Genomic DNA, 2,972 nt, shown 5'->3' on the forward strand with positions numbered 1-2,972 from the left:
CGCCCGGGCCGCGCGGCGCCCAAGCGCAGCCGGGCGCGCAGTGGCAGGACATGGCGCTGTTTTTCCTGCTGGCCGTGCCGGTCGTCGGTGCGATGCTGACCGGCCTGCTGGGCCGCAAGCTCGGCTCGCTGGCCACCGGCGCCGGCGCAGGCGGCCTGGCGTGGCTGGCCAGCGCCAGTTTGCTGGTGGGTGGCGTGGCGGCGATCGTCTCGCTGCTGCTGGTCGGCGTGCTCGGCGTCGGCGCAGCTCGGCGCGGGGGCCGGGGCGGCTTCGTGCCACCCGTCATCTGGGGCGGCGGCGGGGGCGGTTGGGGCGGTGGCGGGGGCGGCTTCTCATCCGGCGGCGGCGGCAATTTCGGCGGCGGCGGCGCATCGGGAGGCTGGTGATGAAACTGACCCGACTACTCCGCCACCGCTGGCTCGACGAGGACGACGCGCGTCGCGCACTCGGCAGCGAGGCGCTGGCCCGCATCGAAGCGCGCGTGCGTGCCAGCGAGGCCCACCACAGCGGCGAGATCCGCGTGTGCGTGGAAGCCGGCCTGCCGCTGTCCTACCTGTGGCGCGACGCCACGCCGCGCGAACGCGCAGTCACCTTGTTCGGCAAGCTGCGCGTGTGGGACACCGAGAACAACAACGGCGTGCTGATCTACCTGCTGCTCGCCGAGCATGCGATCGAGATCGTGGTCGACCGCGGTCTCGACCGACAGGCAGGCACGGCGCAGTGGCAGGCCATCGTCGCCGAGATGAGCGCCGCCTTCCGTGAGGGGCGCTTCGAGGAGGGCCTGAACGCCGCCATCGACCACGCCGATGCGCTGCTGTGCCGGCATTTCTCACAGCCGGCCTCTGCGGCGAACCCGAACGAACTACCCGACGCACCGGTGTTGCGCTGAGCCTGCGGGGGCGCCGGCCGCGGTAGCCGTCTCCTTCGACGCGCGTTGCTGCTGCTTCGCGGATGTGGTGCGTAAGCAAAGCCGTCGCACAGCAATGCAGGCCAATGGCCGCAATGAGCTGATACGGAACGGTCAAGAAGCCAATGAACTCAGTCCTTCGACGCTCTCTCAGACCCGTCGCCTGCCCCGCGCATCGACCCCGCCACCATGTCGAACCGGAACAGGCGGCATTCGATCGGGCCGTTCCACAGCGGCACGCGCTGGCTTTCCTTCAGGCGCATGGCCTGCGGCAGTTTCATGTCGGGGCTCAGCACCCAGGCGGTCCAGCCCGCGTAATCACCTTTCCAGTGAGCGGCCAGACGGGAGAAGAATTCGTTGGCGGTCGCGCCGCCCTCGAAGCCTTCACGGGCCAGCGGAGCGCGAGCACCTGCCTCTCCATTGCCGTCGTTGCCGCGCGCGCGGCTGTCTTGTCCGGCGCCGCCACCCGGCCGGCCCCGCTGCGCAGGCTCCCCGCGCGAGCGATGGCCTTGCACGGGCTCGCCGCGTGAGCCCTTGGGCTCGATGCGTTCGCCATACGGCGGGTTGAGCAACATGGTGCCGGTGGCGGCCGGCGCGGTGCGCTGCAGCGCATCGACGGTCTTGAGTTCGATAGCCCCGCGCACGCCGGCGCGCTCGGCATTGCGCGCGGCGAAGTCGGTCATGCGAAAGGACACGTCGCCCGCGAAGATCGGCACAGCACTCGCGTGCTGCGCCGCCTGCGCCGCGTCGCGCAGATCGCGCCAGGTGCGCTGTGTGGCGGCGTCGCGGAAAGGCCCCAGGCGCCCGAAGGTGAAGCGGCGCAGCGCGCCGGGTGCGATGCCGCAGGCGATCTGAGCGGCTTCGATGGCGATGGTGCCGGAGCCGCACACCGGGTCGAGCAGCGGGCCGTCTTCCTCGCGGCCCTGCCAGCCGGCGGCGGCCAGCATGGCGGCCGCCAGCGTCTCCTTGAGCGGCGCCTCGCCCTGGTCTTCGCGCCAGCCGCGCTTGAAGAGCGACTCGCCCGAGGTGTCGACGTAGAGCGTGGCCTGGTCGGCCGTGAGGTGCAGCAGCAACGGCAGATCGGGATGGCGGATGTCGACGCTGGGCCGCTCGCCGAGCGCGTCGCGCATCGCATCGCACACGCCGTCCTTGATGCGCAGGCCGGCGAAGTTGAGGCTCTTGAGCGGCGCGCGCTGAGCGGTCACGTCGACCTTGAGCGTTTGCGTCGGCGTCAGCCAGTCGCCCCAGGGCACCGTGCGCGCCAGGTCATAGAGGTCGTCTTCGCTGCGGTAGCCGCCTTCGGCGACGCGCCACAGCACGCGCTGCGCCAGGCGGCTGCCGAGGTTGAGCGCCATCGCCTCGCTCACGCCGCCCGGCAGCGCGACGCCGCCGCGCTGGGTCTGCGGCGCGGCCTCGGGCAGCAGCCGCTGCACCTCGGCCGCGAGCAGCGCCTCCACTCCCGCCGCGCAGGGCAGGAAAAGCTGAGTGCCGGCGCCGCTCACATCGCCCGCCGCAGGTTGGCCGGCGCGATCTTGAGCGCCTCGCGGTACTTGGCGACCGTGCGGCGCGCGACCTGGATGCCTTGCTCTTCGAGCATGAGGCTGAGCTGGCTGTCGGAGAGAGGTTTTTTCTCGTCCTCGGCGCTGACCAGTTGCTTGATCAGCGCGCGCACCGCCGTGCTCGACGCGTTGCCGCCGGCTTCGGTGTTGAGCGAGCTGCCGAAGAAGTACTTCAGCTCGTAGGTGCCGAAAGGCGTGTTCATGTATTTGGCGGTGGTCACGCGAGAGATGGTCGATTCGTGCAGGCCGAGCTCGTCGGCGATCTCGCGCAGCACCAGGGGTTTCATGGCGATCGCGCCGTGGCTCAGAAAGCCCTTCTGCCGCTCGACGATGGCCTGCGAGACGCGCTGGATCGTGTCGAAGCGCTGCAGGATGTTCTTCATGAACCAGCGCGCCTCCTGCAGCCGCGCGCTCAGGCCCGCGCCCGACTCGGTGCGCTGGCCGCGCTGCTGCTTGATGGCCTGCGCGTACAGGTCGTTGATGCGCAGCTTGGGCATCACGTCGGG

General features: G+C 70.9%; 2 protein-coding genes and 2 pseudogenes. 2 read left to right on the plus strand and 2 right to left on the minus strand.

The genetic code is table 11. The features are described 5' to 3' along the window. Together H0W40_RS19795 and H0W40_RS19800 are read left to right on the plus strand one after the other, a co-directional pair. A pseudogene (locus tag H0W40_RS19795) lies at window positions 1-386 on the plus strand (YgcG family protein); the annotation flags it as partial. After that, window positions 386-889: a TPM domain-containing protein gene (locus H0W40_RS19800; RefSeq protein WP_292449630.1), complete on the plus strand. Its 504-nt coding sequence runs from the start codon at window positions 386-388 to the stop codon at window positions 887-889. The pseudogene H0W40_RS19795 and the gene H0W40_RS19800, both read left to right, overlap by 1 nt. A gap of 149 nt (window positions 890-1,038) precedes the next feature. On the opposite strand, the gene H0W40_RS19805 is transcribed toward H0W40_RS19800, so the two are convergent. Together H0W40_RS19805 and H0W40_RS19810 are read right to left on the minus strand one after the other, a co-directional pair. Further along, window positions 1,039-2,409 (minus strand): THUMP domain-containing protein, encoded by a 1,371-nt coding sequence (locus H0W40_RS19805; RefSeq protein ID WP_292449631.1) that lies wholly within the window; start codon window positions 2,407-2,409, stop codon window positions 1,039-1,041. Further along, window positions 2,406-2,972 (minus strand): annotated as a pseudogene (locus H0W40_RS19810) (RNA polymerase factor sigma-54); the annotation flags it as partial. The pseudogene H0W40_RS19810 and the gene H0W40_RS19805, both read right to left, overlap by 4 nt.

This window comes from Methylibium sp., assembly GCF_013817345.1.
GTDB lineage: Bacteria > Pseudomonadota > Gammaproteobacteria > Burkholderiales > Burkholderiaceae_C > Methylibium.

Bases quoted from the DNA above. Each gene is read 5' to 3' on its own strand.
- H0W40_RS19800 (WP_292449630.1), top strand. From the start codon at position 386: ATGAAACTGACCCGACTACTCCGCCACCGCTGGCTCGACGAGGACGAC.